General features: G+C 63.1%; 18 protein-coding genes. 5 read left to right on the top strand and 13 right to left on the bottom strand.

Annotated elements, in window-relative coordinates:
* The first annotated feature begins 38 nt into the window (after positions 1-38).
* Positions 39-581, top strand: a complete 543-nt coding sequence (locus tag AC1DWF_RS02395; RefSeq protein WP_476784253.1) for a sigma-70 family RNA polymerase sigma factor — start codon at positions 39-41, stop codon at positions 579-581.
* On the top strand, positions 568-1362 hold the full coding sequence (locus AC1DWF_RS02390) for an anti-sigma factor family protein (protein WP_476788714.1): 795 nt from the start codon (positions 568-570) through the stop codon (positions 1360-1362). The genes AC1DWF_RS02395 and AC1DWF_RS02390 overlap by 14 nt, the downstream gene beginning before the upstream one ends.
* Positions 1363-1425: 63 nt before the next feature.
* On the opposite strand, the gene AC1DWF_RS02385 is transcribed toward AC1DWF_RS02390, so the two are convergent.
* Positions 1426-2484 carry a helix-turn-helix domain-containing protein gene (locus AC1DWF_RS02385; protein WP_476788713.1) on the bottom strand — a complete coding sequence of 353 codons (1059 nt, stop codon included), beginning with the start codon at positions 2482-2484 and terminating at the stop codon, positions 1426-1428.
* Positions 2485-2837: 353 nt separating this feature from the next.
* On the opposite strand from AC1DWF_RS02385, the gene AC1DWF_RS02380 reads away from it, so the two are divergent.
* Both AC1DWF_RS02380 and AC1DWF_RS02375 read left to right on the top strand, forming a co-directional pair.
* Positions 2838-5486 carry an autotransporter family protein gene (locus AC1DWF_RS02380; protein ID WP_476784250.1) on the top strand — a complete coding sequence of 883 codons (2649 nt, stop codon included), beginning with the start codon at positions 2838-2840 and terminating at the stop codon, positions 5484-5486.
* A gap of 128 nt (positions 5487-5614) precedes the next feature.
* Positions 5615-6379, top strand: a complete 765-nt coding sequence (locus tag AC1DWF_RS02375; protein ID WP_476784249.1) for an IclR family transcriptional regulator — start codon at positions 5615-5617, stop codon at positions 6377-6379.
* Between the two features lie 49 nt (positions 6380-6428).
* Here AC1DWF_RS02375 and AC1DWF_RS02370 read toward each other — a convergent pair whose 3' ends face one another.
* The 3 genes from AC1DWF_RS02370 to AC1DWF_RS02360 form a co-directional block, all read right to left on the bottom strand.
* Positions 6429-7604, bottom strand: a complete 1176-nt coding sequence (locus AC1DWF_RS02370) for a Rieske 2Fe-2S domain-containing protein (protein WP_476841426.1) — start codon at positions 7602-7604, stop codon at positions 6429-6431.
* A 10-nt stretch (positions 7605-7614) separates the two neighbouring features.
* Positions 7615-8580, bottom strand: a complete 966-nt coding sequence (locus AC1DWF_RS02365; RefSeq protein ID WP_476787356.1) for a PDR/VanB family oxidoreductase — start codon at positions 8578-8580, stop codon at positions 7615-7617.
* 61 nt (positions 8581-8641) lie between these two features.
* The gene (locus AC1DWF_RS02360) at positions 8642-10321 is read right to left on the bottom strand and encodes a thiamine pyrophosphate-binding protein (RefSeq protein ID WP_476788711.1); all 1680 of its coding nucleotides are present in this window, start codon (positions 10319-10321) and stop codon (positions 8642-8644) included.
* A gap of 318 nt (positions 10322-10639) precedes the next feature.
* On the opposite strand from AC1DWF_RS02360, the gene AC1DWF_RS02355 reads away from it, so the two are divergent.
* Positions 10640-11824 carry an amino acid aminotransferase gene (locus AC1DWF_RS02355; RefSeq protein WP_476841425.1) on the top strand — a complete coding sequence of 395 codons (1185 nt, stop codon included), beginning with the start codon at positions 10640-10642 and terminating at the stop codon, positions 11822-11824.
* A gap of 131 nt (positions 11825-11955) precedes the next feature.
* Here the strand turns inward: AC1DWF_RS02355 and AC1DWF_RS02350 are convergent, their stop codons facing one another.
* The 9 genes from AC1DWF_RS02350 to AC1DWF_RS02310 are packed head-to-tail and all read right to left on the bottom strand — an operon-like array spanning position 11956 to position 19649.
* Positions 11956-13128, bottom strand: a complete 1173-nt coding sequence (locus AC1DWF_RS02350) for a 4-hydroxybenzoate 3-monooxygenase (RefSeq protein ID WP_476788709.1) — start codon at positions 13126-13128, stop codon at positions 11956-11958.
* 43 nt (positions 13129-13171) lie between these two features.
* On the bottom strand, positions 13172-13840 hold the full coding sequence (locus AC1DWF_RS02345) for a 4-carboxy-4-hydroxy-2-oxoadipate aldolase/oxaloacetate decarboxylase (RefSeq protein ID WP_476786731.1): 669 nt from the start codon (positions 13838-13840) through the stop codon (positions 13172-13174).
* The gene (locus AC1DWF_RS02340; protein WP_476788707.1) at positions 13837-14493 is read right to left on the bottom strand and encodes an RraA family protein; all 657 of its coding nucleotides are present in this window, start codon (positions 14491-14493) and stop codon (positions 13837-13839) included. The genes AC1DWF_RS02345 and AC1DWF_RS02340 overlap by 4 nt, the downstream gene beginning before the upstream one ends.
* Positions 14490-15152 (bottom strand): RraA family protein, encoded by a 663-nt coding sequence (locus AC1DWF_RS02335; RefSeq protein WP_476788706.1) that lies wholly within the window; start codon positions 15150-15152, stop codon positions 14490-14492. The genes AC1DWF_RS02340 and AC1DWF_RS02335 overlap by 4 nt, the downstream gene beginning before the upstream one ends.
* Positions 15149-16165: a DODA-type extradiol aromatic ring-opening family dioxygenase gene (locus AC1DWF_RS02330; RefSeq protein ID WP_476804315.1), complete on the bottom strand. Its 1017-nt coding sequence runs from the start codon at positions 16163-16165 to the stop codon at positions 15149-15151. Before AC1DWF_RS02330 ends, AC1DWF_RS02335 begins: the two co-directional genes overlap by 4 nt.
* A 52-nt stretch (positions 16166-16217) precedes the next feature.
* Complete coding sequence (locus AC1DWF_RS02325) at positions 16218-17243, bottom strand: amidohydrolase family protein (RefSeq protein WP_476785979.1); 1026 nt, start codon at positions 17241-17243, stop codon at positions 16218-16220.
* Positions 17244-17284: 41 nt separating this feature from the next.
* A complete protein-coding gene (locus AC1DWF_RS02320; RefSeq protein WP_476788704.1) occupies positions 17285-18946 on the bottom strand; it encodes an FAD-dependent oxidoreductase in 1662 nt (553 codons plus the stop codon).
* A complete protein-coding gene (locus AC1DWF_RS02315; RefSeq protein WP_476785981.1) occupies positions 18943-19353 on the bottom strand; it encodes a Rieske (2Fe-2S) protein in 411 nt (136 codons plus the stop codon). Before AC1DWF_RS02315 ends, AC1DWF_RS02320 begins: the two co-directional genes overlap by 4 nt.
* On the bottom strand, positions 19350-19649 hold the full coding sequence (locus tag AC1DWF_RS02310) for a hypothetical protein (RefSeq protein ID WP_476785982.1): 300 nt from the start codon (positions 19647-19649) through the stop codon (positions 19350-19352). Before AC1DWF_RS02310 ends, AC1DWF_RS02315 begins: the two co-directional genes overlap by 4 nt.

Genomic DNA, 19649 nt, shown 5'->3' with positions numbered 1-19649 from the left:
CGCGAACCTTGTTGGGAGTCCCGGATGATACGGCTGTGTTGAGCGGCAATGTTTCGGCCGAACGCTTTGGTGAGGTGGTTCTGCCTCATCTTGGCGACGCTTTGGCGCTGGCGCGCTGGCTGACCGGCAATGCGGTGGACGCCGAAGACGTGGTGCAGGAGGCCTGTCTCAAGGCCTATGCCGGCATCGGCAGCTATGCCGGCGGCAATGCCCGCGCCTGGTTATTGAGCATCGTGCGCAACACCTCTTACTCGTGGCTCTCGCGCAACCGGCCACGCAGTATCGTTGCTGTTGGAGATCTCAGCGATCTCGACGAGATGGCCGCTTCGCAGGACATTCAGCCCGTCGATGGCCCCGAGGCGGCCCTGATCGCCAAAGCCGACATCGCGGCACTTGAAGCGGCCATAGCATCCCTGCCGCACCAATATCGGGAAATTATCGTGCTGCGCGACATCAACGACCTCAGCTACAGGGAGATCGCAGCAATGCTTGACGTGCCRCTAGGCACGGTCATGTCCCGCCTTTCGCGAGCCCGAGTAATGCTGATTTCGCAACTTGGGGGCAATCATGATCGAAGATAACGGACTGCCGACCAATTCGCCTGACATGCGCCTTCTGATCCATGCCCTGGTCGATGGCGAACTCGACGCTGCAGCGGCCTTGGCGCTTGAGCGGCGCATGGCGAGCGATCCGGTCCTTGCTGCCGAACATGCGCGGATCGATGCGCTCCGCACCGCTGTTTCCAGCTTGCCCAGGCCCGAGATCAGCGACGCTTTTCGGGCGCGCATCGCCGAACTCGCTGCACACAAGCAGGCGGCAACGAGGCCGGCAAATGACAGCTTCCGTTTGTCGGGTTGGCGCGCCCTGGCCGCCTCGGCGCTGGTCTCGGCTGCCGTGGCAAGCGGTGCCACCTACTGGATGACGGCGCCCATAGCGCAGGACAGCTTCGCCACGGCAATCGCCAGCAGCCATCGTCGCAGCCTTCTGGCGGCTAGCGCGGTGGACGTCGCTTCTTCGGACCGCCATACGGTAAAGCCATGGCTGGACGCCAGGATCGGAGTCTCGCCACCGGCGCCCGACCTTGCGAAAGATGGATATTCACTTCTCGGAGGCCGGGTCGAAGTGATTGGGGACAAGCCGGTGCCGGCGCTCGTTTACCGTCACAATGAGCACCTGATTACGCTTGTCGCGGTGCCACAGGAGATCGCCGTAGCGCCAGCCGAGGCGGCTCTTTCGGCGAACGGGTTCTCGCTGGTACGCTGGAACGATGGCGCTTTTTCCTATTGGGCAATCTCGGATACGGAGCGCCCCGTCCTCGAAGATTTCGTCCACCGCTTCCAGGCAGCGGCCGTCGCAGGTTGACCTGTCGCGATGCCACTTCAAATTTGGGCGGCGAGGCGGCGATGGCGGCCTCTGGCAAACCCCTCAGCTGTCTCCGTCGTGAGTGCCGGCATGAGACGCGTCATCCGCAAGAAGGTTCTGCGAATATTCCAGCAAGCGCGCCTGTACCTGCGCCAGCCGCCGATCGGCCAGTGTCGGCCGGGCCTTTTCCTGCCGGGCTTCGCTCGGCGTCATGCCGAAGCGGGCGCGGAATGCGCGCAGGAACTGAGAGCTGCCGGAAAAGCCAAGCCGAGAGGCCATCTCGGTTATCGAGCGCGACGGATGGCCAGGGCGCACAAGCTCGCCATAGGCCGCATCCAAGCGCCTTTCGCGCACTACCCTGGCGACGCCCCCATCGGTGGCGAACGTCCTGTAGAGGTGGGCCCGTGATACGCGGAAACGCCGCATCAGCAGGGTCGGCCCCAACTCAGGTTCAGACAGATTTGCGTCGATGAAATCGAGCACGCGTCGGCGGAGCACATGTGCAAGTGCCTGGTCGCCTATTGCGCCGTCAGGGAGCTGGCGCGCCAGGCCGCATGCCAGCAGATCGATGGCGGCTCCCTCAAGGGCAAGCATATCGGCATGCTCCATCTCAGCCGACACGTTCGACAGGCTGACGATGAAATCCGTCAAAAGCCGCGTGACGGGAGACCCTGCCTTGAGCACTTCGCCATGCAGGCTGTACCCGTCAGCCGCTTTATCGACGCGCTCGCGCGGCAGGACGATCGAAATCGTCGATCCGGCGCGTGCACTGCCTTTGAAGGTGCGGGCAAGGTCGAAGACCCAGATGTCGCCCGGATCGACGGAGATCATGCGGCCGTCGCAATCGCCCAGGAGCGAACCGGAGACGAAAAGCTGCACCAGATAATGGTCGAGCCCACTCTGCAAGACGATGCGCCGATCCCGGCTGTAGCGTTGTCCGTTGAATGTCGTCGCCCCCAGCAGTATCGTGTTCAGTGACCGCGACAGGATTGAGCCTTGCAGGGTGTCTTCGTCCCCGTCGCCTTGCGTCGCCTCGAAATAGGGCTTGGCGATCTCGCGCCAGACTTCGTCGCGCAGGCCCGGTTCGACGAAGTCCGTCGAAAGCAGCACTTCGTCAGCCACTATCGGATGTCCGTTCCAGCTTGTCCCATCGTTTTTTCCCTCGCCAAGGCCGAAACCTCACCTGACGGTTGGTAAGGTGATTTGATGTCGTGTTCCACCTATTCTTGCGTGCGTCGAAGACGATCAGCACGGCCCGGTAGAAGCGCGGTGAATGGCTTGAGACAAAATGCATAGAAAAATGAGACATGGCGCCGCTTCGATATAGCCAATTCTATGCGAATGCTCCCCTTGCGGCGGGTATCTTGAGGGATCAGTTCTGCGGCAGCTTGCTGCATGCATTCCCCCCTGACAGGAAGGCTCGTATCAGACCAGCGATCCGGGCTTCAGAAATGCGGCTTCGGGCAGGAGCAGCCATGCCTATCGTCACCAAGACCATTTCCGCCGATCACCCATTCGGTAGCCTATATGGCCTACCACGTTGTGCGGTGTCACATTCTGTTCTGGTTTTGTCGCTGGCGATTGCCACGATAGCGTCAACTCAGGCGCAGGCACAGAACATCAGCTACGGCAATGGCGAGGTGAGAACCACGGGCGTTACCGCCCCTTCAATATTGACCGTGGGGGTGGGGGCCAGCGCAACGCAGTCGGGCGCCATCACCGGGGCCGGAGGCGCCACCAAGGCGGGCGACGGCACACTGACCCTGACGGGCGCGAGCAGCTACGCGAGCACGACGATCTCCGGGGGCGGGCTGCGCATCAGTGATGGTGGCACGGTGGCAAACAGCGGCACGCTGTCCCTGACCGGCGCCAATGCCGGCCTGATCATCAGCGGGATTGGATCGAAGCTCACCACGGGAGCCAGCCTCGGCGCCATTGGTTCTGCGGCCGGTGTCACGATGACGGTTGAAAATGGGGGCATGTTCCAGAACACCAGCGGAAACGTCAACGTCGCGAATGTGGCGGGTACAAAGGCGACATTGAACTTGATCGGAGATGGGTCGGAGTTCAGAACGCAATCCGCCATCAGCTCGCTGCATGGCAACGCCACCTACAATATCCTCGACGGCGGCGCGATCATCCATGGGGGGCAGATCGCCATGGGCGCCGGTGTTGCGGGCGCCGGGTCGGGAAGTGCGACGATCCTGATCTCCGGCACCGGGTCACGCTGGCAAAGCTCGCTCGGCTTTTTTGGGAATGTGTCGCTCAGGATCCTCGATGGCGGCTTGATGCAGAACGGCAATATGTCGATCGGCCATCTCGCCGGCAAGACCTCCAACATCCTGATCTCGGGCGCCGGTTCACGGCATAGCGTCAACAGCCTGATCTTCGGGACCAACGGAACTGGCATCATCACCGTTGCGGACGGCGGCACCTTTTCCTTTGTCGCAGTCGCGCCTTCGCGCGTTCTGACGATCAACAAGGGTGGGACGATCAACATCGGCGGCGCGGTTGGCGAAGCGGCAACGGGCGCGGGCCATTTGGATGTCGCCTCCATCACCCTTGCCGGCGGCACGGGTGCGCTGAATTTCAACCACACCAACAGCGACTACGCCTTCGCACTGCCTATGTCCGGCAATGGCAGGATCAACCAGACCGGTTCGGGCACTACGCGCCTCGAAGGCGACAGCTCGGGCTTCACCGGCGCAACGACTGTCCGCGCCGGCACCCTTTCCGTGAACGGCATCCTCGGTGGCACCATGGACGTGCTTGGCGGACGCCTGCAAGGCACTGGCACGGTCGGCGCAACGACCAACAATGCCGGCGGTATCATCGCGCCGGGCAATTCGATCGGCACATTCACCGTCGCCGGCGACTACACTAGCAATGGCGGCGCATTGGAGATCGAGGCCAAGCTCGGCGCTGACAATTCGCCAACTGATCTGCTCGTCGTCACTGGCGACACCATCCTGGGCACCGGCGCGACCAAGGTGCGGGTCATCAATGTCGGCGGCGCCGGCGCCGAAACCACCGGCGACGGCATCAGGATCGTCCAGGTCGACGGCGCTTCGGCGGCCGACGCTTTCGTGCTCAACGGCCCGGCAATTGGCGGTGCCTATCGCTATAATTTGTTCCAGCACGGCATCACCAACCCGGCAGATGGTGACTGGTACCTGCGCGCTGGTGGCCTCGCGCCCACCGTGCCGGTCTACGAAAACTATCCGCAGGTGCTGCTTGGCATGGTGGCGCTGCCGACGCTCGAGCAGCGTGTTGGCGAACGCGTGCGCAATGCGGTGAATGGCGGCGCGATATCGCGCGAGGCCGCCATTTGGACTCGCATCGAGGCAGCGCACGGCCATGTCGAGGCCGATACTTCCACTGCCAATGCCGCCTATGACGCCGACACAGTCTTGGTGCAGGCCGGTTTCGACGGCCAGCTCTACGAAGGCACTGCCGGCATGCTGATTGGCGGGCTGACGGCGCAATATTCGCACGCTACAGCCGACATCTTCTCAAGCCTCGGCGATGGCTCGAACACCACCGAAAGTCATGGCATTGGCGCCAATTTGACCTGGTATGGCCAGACTGGCTTTTATGTCGACGGCCAGGCGCAGGTGGCGACCTTGCGCTCCGACATGAGTGCTGTTGGCATCGGCACAATCGGCGACGGCATCCACGGCAGCGGTTATGCGCTCAGCCTCGAAGCCGGACGCAAGATTGCGCTCGACGCCACGTGGTCGCTGACGCCGCAGGCGCAGCTGGCCTATGCCTCGGTCGATTTCGATGCCTTCACCGATCCGTTCGGCGCCAATGTTGCCCTGCGCCAAGGTGACAGCCTCAAGGGCCGCCTCGGTGCTGCCGTCAATTACGATGCCGATACCAGCGGCAACCACGTTTACGGCATCGCCAACCTGACCTACGAGTTCCTCGACGGCACCTCTGTCGCCGTATCAGGTGTCAACGTCGCCTTCGAGCCCCAACGCTTCGGCGGCGAACTCGGCTTCGGCGGCACCTACAAATGGGCCGGCGGCAAATATGCCCTGCACGGCGAAGCGCTGGCCTCGACCAGCTTTGAGGGCGGCTACGGCTTCAAGGGCGTTGTCGGCTTTACCGCAGGGCTTTGAGTACGCGCGTCTGGCCAGGTCACGCCGGGAGCCGACGTAAGGGGGTTTTCCGCCAGTTGTCTCGAATTTCGTGATTACTTCTTGCTATGCGTGACATATAACAGGGCACGTGTAGCGGAAGAACAGCCATGAGACGGTCTGACCCAGACAATGACGACGATCAGAGATCATCGTCAACGGTGAAAAGCGTCGAGGTTGCGGTCGAGATTCTCGATGCGCTCGCCGATGCCCCGGGGCCCGTGCGCGTGACCGAGCTTGCGCGTTCGCTAGACATGACCAAGGCTAGGGTTTCCAGGCATCTGCAGACACTGACGCGCCTCGGACTTGTCGACCACGCCAGGGAGGGCGAGGGTTACGTCTTCGGCCGCAAGCTGTTCAAATTCGGCCGCGCGGCCGTCTACCGCAGCAACGTCGTCGAGATCGCCCGACCTTATCTCAGCGAATTATGCGCACAGACCGGGCATACAGCGTTGCTGACCACGCCGATCAAGGGCGGTGCGATGGTCGTGCACGCCGTGCCAAATCCGTTCGAGCCCGGAATCATGGTGCAGCCCGGCATGGTGCTCAGCCTGCCCGGATCGCCGGCCGCTCGGCTGTTTTATTACTTCGAAAACAAGAAGCCGGTGCCGCCTCGGGTCGTCGAGAATTTGTCGGCCCACGGTGTCGATTTCGAAACCGACACGCGCGGCAACGGGCTCGGCGGCATCGCTGCCCCGATATTCGAAGCCGACGGCCAGATTTGTGCCTCGCTGGGGGTGATCCTGTCGTCGTCGCTGCTTGTGCCCGAGCCGGACGTCCAGCTGCTCGCGACGGTCCGGTCGGTGGCGAGCGAGATCCAGAAGCGTTACGCCGACGGCGTCACCCCGCCGCTGATGCCCCGGCAATCAAGCTGATCACAGGTGCTTTGCCGGCCGCAGGTAAGTCCGCGAGCCGGCAATTCAATCATGCTTTGGGGACGGTGCGCGACCCGGCCTCGAGCTGGACCAGCGCCTTGGCTGGATCAAAGACCACGCCCATCGGATCCTTGCCTGTTGCCACCGCATCGACCTGTTGGCGCAGGACGCGCCTGAGCATACCGATGCCTTGATCGGTCGAGGTCAGGTTTTCTTCCGAGTGGAAGGTGATCGGTCCTTGGCCGACCTGGGCCTCATAGTCTCCCGGCAGCTTCTGGTGTTCCTGCTCAGAGAGTTCCTGCCAGAGWTTGCCGGCATATTTCGAGCGGATTTTTGCCAGCGTGCCGGCTTCCGTGACGCGGCCGACCGAGTAGATGCGGAACGAAGTGTTGTCCATCGGCAGCACCCAGCCGAGCAGAGTGCAGGGTCCGTCGACAGTCGCGACCGGGCTTGCGACAGCGCGCACGGTGGGTACCACCGCCTCGGTGATGCGCTGATGTTCGCCGGCTTCCAAATCGCGTAATTGCAGGCTCGACACGCCGCGCGGTGTGTAGTGGAAGGTCACGCGCGGCATCAGGCTCATCTTGGAATTGAACTGATCGCCGCTGAAGGAGCCGTGCAGGATCGGCACATGGAATGGGTCGAGCACGTTTTCGTAGTGCTGGAGCCAGTTGCAATCGACGATGACAGGACCACCGCTGCCGATACTGCTGTCATCGGTTTCCAGGAACTCGCCGTCCGCAAGACCTTCAAGCACATCGTAGCTCGGCAGCACGGGCTTGCGGTCGAGCGGGCCCATATAGGCGAAGATCAGGCCATACTTCTCTCCAAGCGGATAGTGCGGCTGGCGGACATGGCCGCGGGTCTTTTCGCCCATTTCCGGTTCGCAGGGCTGTTCGAGGCAATTGCCTTCGGTGTCGAACAGCCAGCCATGGTAGCAGCAGCGAATGCCAGTTTCTTCGACGCGGCCGTAATAGAGCGAGGCGCCGCGATGCGCGCAGCGCGGGTGGACCAGGCCGGGGCGCCCCTTGCCGTCGCGAAATAAGATGAGCTCCTCGCCTAGCGCCATGATTTTTCGTGGCGTGGCTGTGGCGTCTTCCGACAGGCCGACCGGGTGCCAATAGCGGCGCAGCAGTTCGCCCATCGGCGTTCCGCGTTCCACTTCGGTCAACTCGGCAAAATATGTCGGCTTGGGCAGCGCGTAGGCTGATCCGTCCTTGGTCATGAATACCTCCCTAGCGGTCGAGCCGCAAAAGCGCCGTCTTGGCGCGTGAGCAGCAGATCATCATTGTGTTCCCGGCGGCGCGTTCGCCGTCGCTGAGAACCTTGTCGCGATGGTCCGGCACACCCTCCAGAACGCGTGTTTCGCAGGTGCCGCAGACCCCGTTGCGGCAGGACGAGGGCGCGTGGACCCCCGCCTGTTCCAGCGCACCGAGAATTGTCTGGTCGGCCCCGACACTGACCGAGGCGCCCGACTTGTTCAGGACGACCGTGAAGCCGCCATCGTCCGCCGCCGGCACCGTCGGGGTGAAAGACTCGTAGTGCACCGTCGAGGGATCGCGGGATTGGTTTGCGGCCAAAAACGCATCCAGCATCGGCTGTGGCCCGCAGCAGTAGAAATGAGTGTCCGGGCCGGCCTGGCTGACGATCCCTGCTATGTCGAGCAGGCGATCATTTTCGCTGTCGATATGCAGGTGGATGTTTCCGCCGAGTGCTGTCAGCTCGTCGAGAAGGGCGCAGTCGCCGCGCGTGCGCACCGCATAATGCAGATGCCAGTCGGCCCCCGTCCCTTGCAGCTGCCGGGCCATGGCCAGCAATGGCGTGATGCCGATGCCACCGGCGATCAGGATCGATGGGCCAGCCGTCTCGGCCAGTTGAAAGCTCGTCCGTGGCGGGGAAATTTTGATGCGGTCGCCCGGCCGGGCGCTGACATGAAGCCAGCGCGAACCGCCGCGGGTAGCGCGGTCGAGCGCCACGGCGATGCGGTAATCGGCCCCGTCGCTAGGGCCGATCAGCGAGTACTGTCGTACAAGCCCATCGGGCAGATGGATATCGATGTGGGCGCCGGGCTCGAACGACGGCAGAGGCCCGCCATCGGCGGGCCGCAGATCGTAGGAAAGGACCGAGGGCGTTTCGTAGGACATCCGGCGGACAATTACCTGGATTGTCGCGCCGGCGTTGTCTTGGTGACCGTCGTTCATTGTTGCGGCCATCCCCAAGCCGTTTCGGTTAAAGGCGTGGCCGCGCGTCCGCGGAACAGGCCTAGGCGTGCGGTTCGCCGAGTGGGTTTGCCGGCGGTACGACCGGCGAGGGCACGAAAGGATGGATCAGCGCCCAGGGGCTCGGCATCTCGCTAACCGAGACGGCGATCAGGGCAGGGCCCTTGCTGTCTTTTGCCCGCACAAGCGAGTCGTGAAGTCCCTGCGGCGAGTCCACCTTTTCAAAGGGCAGGCCGAAGGCGCTCGCCAGATGCGCAAAATCCGGGTTGGCAAGCTGGACCGCGAAGGTCTCGCCGAAGGTGCGCTGCTGGATGCGGCGAACATTGCCGTAATGGCCGTCGACGAACACCACGACCGACATGTTGCAACCGTCGCGTGAAAGCGTCGCCAGCTCCTGCATGCCCCAGCCGAAGCCGCCGTCGCCATTGAGCGAAACCACGCGCCGGTCCGGATTGCCGTGCGCGGCACCAAGTGCCGTGTTGAAGCCGTAGCCCAGCGTGCCCTGATAGCCTGGGGTGACGTAGGAGTTGGCGGCATGGACTGGGAAGGCGATGTTGGAGAAATAGCCGACCTGGGTCAGTTCGCTGACCAGGATGTCGTCGTCGGCCATGCTGGAGCGGATGGCCCTGACATAGTCGGTCTGCGGCTGGATCGCGTCGGTCTGCGATGAGGACCAGGCTTTGACCTTGGCAATCTTGTCGGCGGACGAGGTGCGCTCATCTGCCGGCAGGGCGGCGAGAAGCGCTTCGGCGCCGGCAGCCGCATCCGATAGCACCAGGCAGCCTGGTGCACGGGGTGCGCTGGCAGCCCCAGCGTCGACATTGACGTAGATATATTTGGTCTTGTCGCTGGCATGGGTGGGCTTGGCGATGCCGTCGATGAAACGGGTGCCGACAGCCACAACCACATCTGCATGGGGAAACACGGCCCGGCCGCCAAGCGACGTCAGCGCCAGCGGGTGGTTGTCGTCAAGGATGCCGCGCGCGCCGTCGGTCATGACCACAGGCGCCTGCAGCCGCTTGGCGAGCGCTTGGATGGCTTTGCCAGCGCCGGATGCGGCAGCACCACCGCCAACCTGGATGACCGGGAATTTCGACTGCGCCAAGATGGTCGCAGCCGCCTTGACGGCGTCCTGTTGCGGCTCGGCCCGGCTGAATTCGGCGCGCGGCAGTATTGATGTCACGCCCTTGGCCTGCAGCACATCCGGCGGCAGTTCGATGGCGACCGGACGCGGGTGGCCCGAGCGGAGCTGCACGAAGGCTTCGTGGACGAGCGCGGGCACATCTTCGGGGCGGTGAGCAATGCCATGCCATTTGGTCAGCGACTTGAGGATGCCGCTTTGATCCGGGATCTCGTGCAGCATGCCGTGCTTCTGGCCGATCAGCGTCGAGGGGATTTGGCCCGAGATGCACAGCACGCGCGARCTGCAGGCATAGGCGGTGGCGAGGCCGGAAAGCGCGTTGAGCACGCCGGGTCCCGGCACGACCATGAACACGCCTTCGCGTCCGGTCGTGCGGGCATAACCGTCGGCCATGTAGGACGTCGCCTGTTCGTGGCGCGGCATGACATACCGGATGCGGTCGGGCTGGCTGCGGATGGCTTCCACCGCCCAGTCGAGCTGAATGCCGGGAATGCCGAAGATGTCGGTCACGCCTTCTTCGAGGAGCTGGGCTACCAGCGCCTGTCCCCCGGTCAGCTCCATAGGTTCGTACTTCCCGCTCACGCTTTTCTTCTCCGATAGCTTTTGACCGCAAGGCGGAGGTCTGATCTGGGCCGTTAGCTGGGCCAAGGCGCATCCCAAAGTCCTGCGAATAGTCACGTGGAATACAATGTCGTCTCATAATGCGTTACGGCGTCTCGCTAGTCAACGAAAAATCGCACCCGATAATGACCAGTCAGATGCCGGCGCTGGTCGCCTGTCGTGCACATCCGTAAAAAATGCTAGGCGTCGCTTGCGCCGCCGCTGGATGCGGCAAGCCAGAAGTTGACCATGTTCAAAATACGCGATAGAGTCTCACAATACGAGACAAACGAGGATGTTATGTTTTCCAATCTCTCCACGCCGACGGCCGATCCGCTGCTTGGGATGATGCAGCAATTTCGCGATGATCCGAGCTCCGACAAGGTTGATCTCGGTATCGGCATCTACAAGGACGGGCAGGGCAACGCACCTGTGCTGGCCACCGTCAAGCAGGCGGAAACTTTCCTGGTGGAGACCCAGAAGTCGAAGTCGTATGTCTCCTCGGCCGGCAACGACGACTATAACCGGCTGACCAGGGAGCTGATCTTCGGCRCCAATAGTGGCTTGATCGCGCGGTCGCAGGCGATCCAGACGCCGGGTGGCACCGGCGCCTTGCGCGTTGCGGGCGATTTTGCCAATCGGCTCAAGCCTGGCTGCAAGGTTTACCTGCCGACACCGACCTGGCCGAACCATCCCTCGCTGCTGGCGGCGGCTGGTCTCGAAGTGGTCAGCTATCCCTATTACGATGTCGCCTCTGGAACCCTGCAGTTCGACCAGATGATCGAGGCCTTGCGCGCCACACGCCCCGGCGACCTGGTGCTGTTCCACGGCTGCTGCCACAATCCGGGTGGTGCGGATCCCAGCCTGGCGCAATGGGCCGAGATCGCCGAGCTGCTTGCTTCGACCGGCGCCATGCCGCTGATCGACCTTGCCTATCTCGGTTTCGGCGACGGGCTGAATGAGGACGCGGCCGGCGTCAGGCTTCTGGCCGAGCGCCTGCCGGAAATGCTGATCGCCAGTTCCTATTCGAAGAACTTCGCGCTCTACCGCGAACGCGTCGGCGCGCTCACGCTGGTGGCCAAGGATGAAGCGACCGCGGCCCGCGCGCATGGCCACCTGCTGCCGGTCGTTCGCACCAACTATTCGATGCCGCCAGATCACGGTGCTTCCGTCGTCGCCCATATTCTCGGCAATGCGGCTCTTCGCAACAGCTGGGAGGCCGAGGTCACCGAAATGCGCGAACGCATCAACGGCATGCGCACCAAGCTGGTGGCGGCACTGGCTGGCCGCACCACGCGCGATTTTGGCTTCCTTGGCGCGCAGCGCGGCATGTTCGCCATGCTCGGCATTACCCCTGCCGACGCCGAGCGGATGAAGGTCGAGCACCATGTCCACATCACCAGCTCGGGTCGCGTCAACGTGGCCGGCCTGACTGACAAGAATGTCGGTCATGTTGCCAACGCCATCGTCGCGGTCTGCGGCTGATTTCTTCTGACGCGGCCTTCTGGCCAGCGGAACAAAAGTAGAGCGGCGTTCCACTGGAGCGCCGCCCTTTCTTATAGGCACTTGAAAGTCATCCGGGACCAGCTTCCGCTGTGTCCCGGATGGGCAGAGCTTCAGATTTCGTAAGGCAGGCCGAGTTGAGCCTTGCGCAGGCGCTGCTGGCCGATCTCGGTGTTACCCCAGTGGTTGAGCGTCTGGTACTGCATGCGCATCTGGAAGCTCGACTGACCGGGGAAGATGTGCAGGGCCTCGCACATCGAGCAGGCCCAATGAACCGTCGGCCAGATGCGACGCAGGCACATTTCGGAATAGCTATCGAGCAGGCCTGAATCATTGGCTGTCAGCAAACGTCGGATCGCTTCGGCCATGATGCGCGCGTCGCCGACCGCAAGGTTCAGACCCTTGCCGCCGCTCGGCGGTACGATATGGGCCGCGTCCCCGGCAATGGCTAGCCGGCCGTGGCGCATCTTTTCGCAGACATAACCGCGAAGACGGGCAACGCTGCGCTCGATGATCGCGCCGCGATTGAGCTGTGCATTGGTACCATCCTCAAGGCGCAGATCGAGTTCGTCCCAGATCTGCTGATCGCTCATGGCATTGGGATCGGCATCGGGTTCGACCTGCAGGTAGAGCCGGCCGATCGAGGCCGAGCGAGCGGAGGCCACCGCCAGGCCGCGCGTCGAATGGGCGAAGCCGCGACGAGCAGCGAGTGGTGCCGCTTCTGCCAGGATGCCCAGCCAGGCAAACGGATAGTCGGTCAGGAACACGTGTTCGTCGGAGCCCGGAATGTGCCTGCGGCTGACGCCGTGATAACCGTCGCAACCGGCGATGAACTGGCACTCCAGCACCTTGTCTTCGCCATTGTGGGTGTAATGGATACGTGGGGCGTTCTCGATATCGTCGAGCCTCGACACGGCGGCTTCAAATATGACCGGCAGGCCATCGGTCTCACGCTGGACGATCAGGTCCTCGACGATCTTTTGCTGACCGTAGGTGGTCAGGTGACGCCCGGTGCCGTCGTCGAGCGAGATGTCGGCCTTCTGCTTGTCCCAGCAAAGCTGCATCGAGCGCATGGGAATGCCTTCACGATTGAGGCGTTCGCCCATGCCGTAGGTTCTGAGAGTATCGACGGTGCCTGATTCAAGCACGCCGGCGCGCACGCGCCCTAGCACATATTCCCGCGTGCGCCGTTCCAGGATGACCGAGTCGATGCCGTTGAACTGAAGAATCCGCGCTACGAGCAGGCCGGCTGGCCCCGCGCCGATAATCCCGACCTGAGTTTTCATGAGTTCACCTATTGCTGACTGGAGTGCTACGCTGCTGCGGGCGTCAGTATTCGAGGCCCTTGCCTTTCAGGCGCTCACGCAAATTGAAGAGATCAAGGCTGAGGACGCCCTTGGCGAGTTCGCTACGCTTGGCTTCTTCCTCGGCGATGCGCTGCTCGGAGAGATGCGCCACCTTCTCAGCCATCTCGCGGGGGATGATGGCCACGCCGTCATCATCGGCGACCACGACATCGCCGGGATTGACGACCGCGCCGGCGCAGGAGATCGGCACGTTCACCGAACCCAGCGTCTCCTTGACCGTGCCTTGCGCGCAGATCGCCGTCGACCAAACTGGGAACTTCATCTGCGTCAGATCGCGGATATCGCGGACGCCGGCGTCGATGACCAGCCCGATGCCGCCGCGCGCCATGACCGAGGTCGCCAGCAGATCGCCGAAATAGCCGGCGTCGGAAGGCGAAAACGGCGCAACGACGAGGATGTCGCCCGGCTTGATCAGCTCGATCGCCACATGGATCATCCAGTTGTCGCCGGGCGGCACCAAAACGGTGACCGCACTTCCGGCAATGGCGGCGCCTGGATAGATCGGCCGCATCCGAGAGCTCATCAGCCCGGTTCGGCCGAACGCCTCATGTGTGGTGGCGACGCCGGCCCTGGCCAGCCGGGCGATGGTGGCGCTATCGGCGCGCTCGATGTTGCGAATGACCTTCTTCATGATTGGCGCGTCTGCAGCGAGTGATAGCGGAATTTGGTGCGGGCATCGCGCAGCGACATGCCTTCGGTGATGGCTTGCCGGATGGCGTTTTCGGCGGTGGCGATCTCGTCGGCGAGGTCCAGAACCTGTCCGGCGCGCTCGCTCGGGATGACGACAACGCCGTCGGCGTCGCCAACCAGGATGTCGCCCTGGCGGACAAGCGCGCCGCCGATCTCGACAGTGATGCCGGTGGCGTCGACCTGGACGCGATCCTTGCCGGTCTTCATCGAATAGCTGCGCGAGTAGATCGGATAGCCGAGCTTGAGGCAGAGATCGACGTCGCGGCAGGCACCGTCGATGACCGTGCCGGCAAGCCCCTTATGGCTGGCCAGCTGGGTCATGATGTCGCCCCAGACGGTGCAGTCCTCGCGGCCGCGATTGTCGAGCACCACGACCGTTCCAGCGGGCAGGTCGTCAATGAAGTCGCCGACATTGCCGGGCGCAAGCACGTCGACGGGAACATAGCGGACGGTGAAGGCGCGGCCGACAAGCTTGAACTTGTGGTCGCGCGGCTTGATGCCCCGGCAAACGCCTTCGATGCCAAGTCGGTCCATCGCATCCGACAGGGTGGCGCAGTCGTGTTTTCCGGCGCGTTCTAGGGCCTGGTCGGTCATTGCATTGCCTCGAGCATGTCTTCGTAATCGGCGCCGAGCACCTGGGAGACCGGCTTGCCGGTCAGCAGGGCCTCGACCATCAGGCGTTCCTTGGCCGCGATCCGCTCGGCCGTCCGGATCACCTTCTCCGCCTTGTCGGCGGCAATGAACACCGCACCCGACCCGTCCGAGATGACGTAGTCGCCAGGTGTGATCTCCACTGTGTCGATGGTCACCGTCACATTGGTTGCGACTTCGTGGACGCGGCCGCGAGCCGTGCGCACCGTGGTCGCGCGCGCAAAGATCGGAAAGTCGAGCCCGTTGGCTTCATCCATGTCACGCAAGGGGCCATCGACGATGACGCCCTGTATGCCGGCAAAACGCGCGGCCTGGGTCAGCACGCCGCCCCAGCCGCCGGCATCGATGCCGGGATGGGCAACGACGATCACGCTGTCAGCGTTGCCGGCCTCGATGGCGCGGGCGCCCAGATGCACCTTGGGCGCACCGGCAGGTGCGGGACCTTGTGCGAGCAAGACGGTAACCGCCCGTCCTGCCACCACACCGCCGCCGGAGCGGCGGGCGATGCCGGTGACAGCACCGGTCAGCCCAAGCGCATCGAGCGCGTCGGAAACGGAGCAGGCATCAAGCTGGCGCAGCCGCTGAATGAGGTCGGCGCTCATGGCTTGACGTCCCACCAGTACATGCCTTGGGCCGTGCCGGTGCCTGCCTCGGAACGGTAGCATGGCACATAGGCGACCTCGTGGAACTCGGTGTTCATCTTTTCCATGACGCCGGCGGTGGTGATCCAGCTCTTCATTTCCGAGGTGCCGGACTGGAGCTCGGAAAGCGGGATGTTCTTGAGGAACTCGGCATCCTTTTCGCGCATCGCCTTCATGAAACGGGCGTCCCAGTCCTCGTCGATGGTGAAGTGGCTCATGCCGCCCGACCCGAACACGACCACGCGCGCATCGCTGTTCCACGAGCGGATCGCATCGCCCACGACCTGACCGAACTTGTAGGAGCGCTTTGCCGTCGGCTGGTTCGGCGGGAAGAAGGTGTTTTGATAGATCGGAACGTTGGGAATGACCTTGTCGCGCATCACCTGGCGGTAGATATGGCCGAAGGCATGGCTGATGCCGGTCGTGCGCGGATTGTGGGTCGGCAGCTTGGGCGACACGGTGATGTCGAATTCGTTTTCGACCAGATTGCCGATGATGTGCTTGGCCAGTTCCGGCACGGTGTCGTATTCGCGGTATTCTTCCGGCGCATGCCCGGCCTCGCCCTCGGCTACTCCAGGTGGCATCAGGCGGCGGCCTTCTTCGGTGGCCGGATGATGGCGGATCTTGTCGCCGTAGTAGATCATGTAGGGCGGGCTCAAATCCTCGCCGTAGATCTCGTGCTGGTCGTTGCCGAATATGACGGCGACATCGGCCTTCATGGCGTCGAAGGCGTCGGCAAGGCGTTCGCTGGCCGCGTGGCACTTCTCATAGTTGGCGGTCATCGCCTCCATGGTGCTGCGTGCCGCAAGGTTTTCGTGCTTGCGCAGTTCGCAGAGTTCTTCGAAGGAATAGACGCCGCCGCGGAACGGGTGCTTGCGCGTGCGGTCCGACTGGACGCGCAGCAGCCATTTGTCAGGCGTGGTGTGCAGTTGCGGCCCGTGGGCCGTGCAGATGAATCCGACTATTTTCGCCATTGGGTAGCCTCCATGTTGTTCTAAGGCTGCGCTTCAGGTGACCTGGTGTTGATCAGGCTTCGATCTTGAAAAGCCGTGCGGCATTGCCGCCCAGGATTGCTTTGCGTTCATCATCTGAGATGAACGACAGACCGTTGATGTGTGGGATGATGGTGTCGAAGGTCTCGCCGGTTTCCGGATCGATGGACGAGCCGACACCGGGCATTTCCGCGCCATAGAGGCACTGCGAAGCGCCGACCACCTTGACCAGCAGTTCGATCGCATCGCGCGAATAAAGCACGGTGTCGAAATAGAGCTTCTGCAGCTGGTCGCGGAAACGCACGCCCGACGAGGACATGCCATTGCGCGGCACCGTGGTCGCATCGAAGCGGCCGAGCTGGTAGGGGATCGCGCCGCCGCCATGGCTGACCAGGATCTTGAGATCGGGAAAGTCGTCGAGCACCGTCGACTTGCACAGCCCATAGACCGCCGTGGTTTCTTCGTTGATGAAATGCAGCGAATAGGGCTCGCGTTCGGGCGCCCGCGAACTTGCCGAATGGACATGCCCGACGACGTCCAACTCGCACAGCTTTTCGTAGAGCGGATACCAGTAGCGATCACCCATCGGCGGGGCCATGCGGCCATTGTTTTCAAACGGGTCCGGATTGATCAGGCAGCCGCGGAAACCATGTGTCTTGACGCAGCGCTCGAGCTCGGCCAGCGCCTCGGTGATCGGGCTGTCTCCGGTCTGGGGCAGGCCGGCCACGCCGTAGAACCGCTCGGGGTAGAGCGCACATTCCTGCGCGATGATGTCGTTGGCGTATTCGACATACCAGTGAACGAGCTTCTTGGGCTCTTCCGAATGCATCAGCTGAAATGGGCGTGGCGACAAAAGCTGTATGTCGACGCCGGCCTGATCAAGGCAGGCGAGGTGGCCCATGGGTGCCATCTCGACGCGGTTGAACGCCTGTTCCAGCGCTTCGTTGGAGACTGGCGGCGCCTTGCGGCCATGCGCGCCGCGATGCGACAGGATGCTCGCCTTGTAGGCGGGAAGCTGATGTGGCACCGCCATATGCGCATGACAATCGATGATCTTCATCGGAAACTCCAGAATTCCAAAACAGGTCGCATCAGGCTCCCTCAGTTCAGTGAGGCGGCCACACCGGTGATTGTGTCGAGCAGGGCGTCGGGATCGACTGGGCAGGTTTCGCCGCGCCAGGCGACATGCCGGTCGGGCCGCGACAGCACGAAGGCTTCAGTGTAAGGGCCGCAACCTTGCTCGCTGGGCACAACGTCGAGAAGCTGGAGCGGGATGCCGCGCGCCGCTGCCGCCGCCCTCAAAGGCTGGGCATCGCGGGCCGAGTCGAACCGCAGCAAGGTGTAGCCAGGCCCCATTGCATCATAGAGCGAGCGCTTGTCCGCCAGCCAGATGTGAGGCGTGCGGCAGCCGGGCACTGTCGATGGTGTGAAATCGGCCATCGAATAGGCCGGCTGTGCCTCGCCGTCATAGGCGATGATCGGCGAGCGGTCGTAGTAGTAGCCGAAGTTGAGGCCGCCACAGCAATATTGCTGGACGTTCAGATCGTAGATCTTGCGCCCGAGCGTCTCGCGCGCCGTCTCGCCGGCTGGCGTGTCGTCTTCGATGTCGGCGGGGACGATACGGCGCTCCTTGGCCATGGCGTGCGCATGGTTCATCGCAAAGACCGAAACCTGTTCGGTGATCGGCTGGCGCTCGGCGGCATAGGCATCGAGCATGCCTGCCTTGCCCCATCCGGCGACGCAGGCGGCGAGCAACCAGCCCAAACACTCCGCATCGGCAATGCCGGCATTCATGCCGTAGCCGGCATAAGGTACCCACAGATGTGCAGCGTCGCCGCAAATGAACACGCGCCTGGAATGGAACCTGTCGGCGACGAGGCGCCGTCCAAACCAGTCTTCATTCGAGATCACTTCGTAGGAGAACTCCGGCCCGACGCCCAGAATTTCGCGGATCGACCAGTCGCGGTCGACGCTGTCGAAGTCCGGCTCGTCATCGCGCAAATAGTTGTGCACCAGCCAGGTTTCCCGGCCGTCGATGGCGTAGACATTGCCGCTGCGGCGAGGGTTGAGCGAAAAGCTCGCCCATGCCGGCTGGTCGTTCATCAGGCCGAGCAATTCGGGCGCGCGGATGTAGGTGGACTGAACGCGCTGAACCACTGCGTCGCCGACCAGCTTGGAGCCGATGTCGCGGCGCACCTGCGAGCGGCCGCCGTCACAGCCGGCGAGATAGCTGGCGCGGATCGTCGTTTGCTCACCGCTGTCGATATTGCGGGCGCTGATCTCAACGCCATCAGCGGTCTCGGTGTGAGACAGGTATTCGGTGCGGTTGAGCACGGTCAGGCCCGGCATCGCTACCGCATGTTCAAACAGGATCGGCTCCAGGAAGAGCTGGTTGATCCGGTGCGGCGGCTCGGCCGTCGGCCAGTCCGTATCGGGGCCGCCGGTCGCCGTGTAGCGATCGCGCCGGCTGGGGATCGGGATGCGGGTGATGGCCTTGCCGACCATGCTGGTGCGGTAGGCAACATCGTTCGGATAATCGGCCGGCAAACCCGCATTGCGGGCAGCACTTGCGACGCCCAGCCGTCTGAGGATCTCCATCGAACGCGCCGAGACGTGATTGCATTTCACATTCGGTGGCTCGCCACGATGACGCGTCTCAAGCAGCGTCACGGCCACGCCGCGCTGCGCCAGGATCATGCCCAGCGTCAACCCGACCGGACCTGCACCGACGATGAGGACGTCGGTCTCCAGCACTGCCGTCATGGCCGAGGTCCCCCGACGGTCAGCACAACCTCGCCGTCGCTCACCTGCACCGGAACAGGCGTCAGCCCAACATTCTTGTCGATCGGGTGACGGCCGGTCAGCATGTCGAACTCGAATCCATGCCAGGGGCAGACGATGTGCAACTGGTCTTTGGAAAAGCCGAGGCCCAGGCTCTTGCCGTTTTCGGCGACCTGCTCCAGCGTGCGCGGCATGATCTTGCCCTGACAGACCGGCCCGCCCATATGCGGGCAAATGTTGAGATAGGCCCGCACTTCATCGCCGATGAAATAGACGCCGATGCCGACGCCATCCACTTCGACGACCATGCGCTGCCGGGTCTTGAGGTCATCGTGACGGCCCAGAACGACCTGCCGCGACGCACCCGCCACCATAGCCGGCGCGCTCACGACGCCCTCCTGAACCACATGGCCAGATCGAAGACATTGAGGTCGGCTGCTCGCAGCAATTCGCTGACTAGGACCGCCGTCTCGGTGGCGGTGAGGGCGTCCTGAGCGACGGGCGGGAAAACCTTGTCGGATTTCTCCACCTTGGCCGAGTAAAGTCGTCCCAGTGCGGCAAGCGCAACGGCAATGTCGGCTTCGCTGATGCTATCAAGCGTTCGGGTTGCCAGAGCTTCGTCTGCCACTGCGGCGATCGCTGCGGCAGCTGCGCTGAAACCAGCGTCATGTTCGGATGTTGTCAT

The sequence above is a fragment of the Aminobacter sp. P4_D5 genome (assembly GCF_056401815.1).
This window is presented reverse-complemented; position numbering and strand designations above follow the sequence as displayed.

Excerpts from the sequence above, each read along its gene's own strand:
- AC1DWF_RS02365 (WP_476787356.1), bottom strand. The coding sequence starts at position 8,580 with ATGAACGACGGTCACCAAGACAACGCCGGCGCGACAATCCAGGTAATT.
- AC1DWF_RS02340 (WP_476788707.1), bottom strand. The coding sequence starts at position 14,493 with ATGACCGACCAGGCCCTAGAACGCGCCGGAAAACACGACTGCGCCACC.
- AC1DWF_RS02380 (WP_476784250.1), top strand. The coding sequence starts at position 2,838 with ATGCCTATCGTCACCAAGACCATTTCCGCCGATCACCCATTCGGTAGC.
- AC1DWF_RS02375 (WP_476784249.1), top strand. The coding sequence starts at position 5,615 with ATGAGACGGTCTGACCCAGACAATGACGACGATCAGAGATCATCGTCA.
- AC1DWF_RS02330 (WP_476804315.1), bottom strand. The coding sequence starts at position 16,165 with ATGGCGAAAATAGTCGGATTCATCTGCACGGCCCACGGGCCGCAACTG.
- AC1DWF_RS02390 (WP_476788714.1), top strand. The coding sequence starts at position 568 with ATGATCGAAGATAACGGACTGCCGACCAATTCGCCTGACATGCGCCTT.
- AC1DWF_RS02325 (WP_476785979.1), bottom strand. The coding sequence starts at position 17,243 with ATGAAGATCATCGATTGTCATGCGCATATGGCGGTGCCACATCAGCTT.
- AC1DWF_RS02335 (WP_476788706.1), bottom strand. The coding sequence starts at position 15,152 with ATGAGCGCCGACCTCATTCAGCGGCTGCGCCAGCTTGATGCCTGCTCC.
- AC1DWF_RS02350 (WP_476788709.1), bottom strand. The coding sequence starts at position 13,128 with ATGAAAACTCAGGTCGGGATTATCGGCGCGGGGCCAGCCGGCCTGCTC.
- AC1DWF_RS02310 (WP_476785982.1), bottom strand. The coding sequence starts at position 19,649 with ATGACAACATCCGAACATGACGCTGGTTTCAGCGCAGCTGCCGCAGCG.
- AC1DWF_RS02345 (WP_476786731.1), bottom strand. The coding sequence starts at position 13,840 with ATGAAGAAGGTCATTCGCAACATCGAGCGCGCCGATAGCGCCACCATC.
- AC1DWF_RS02320 (WP_476788704.1), bottom strand. The coding sequence starts at position 18,946 with ATGACGGCAGTGCTGGAGACCGACGTCCTCATCGTCGGTGCAGGTCCG.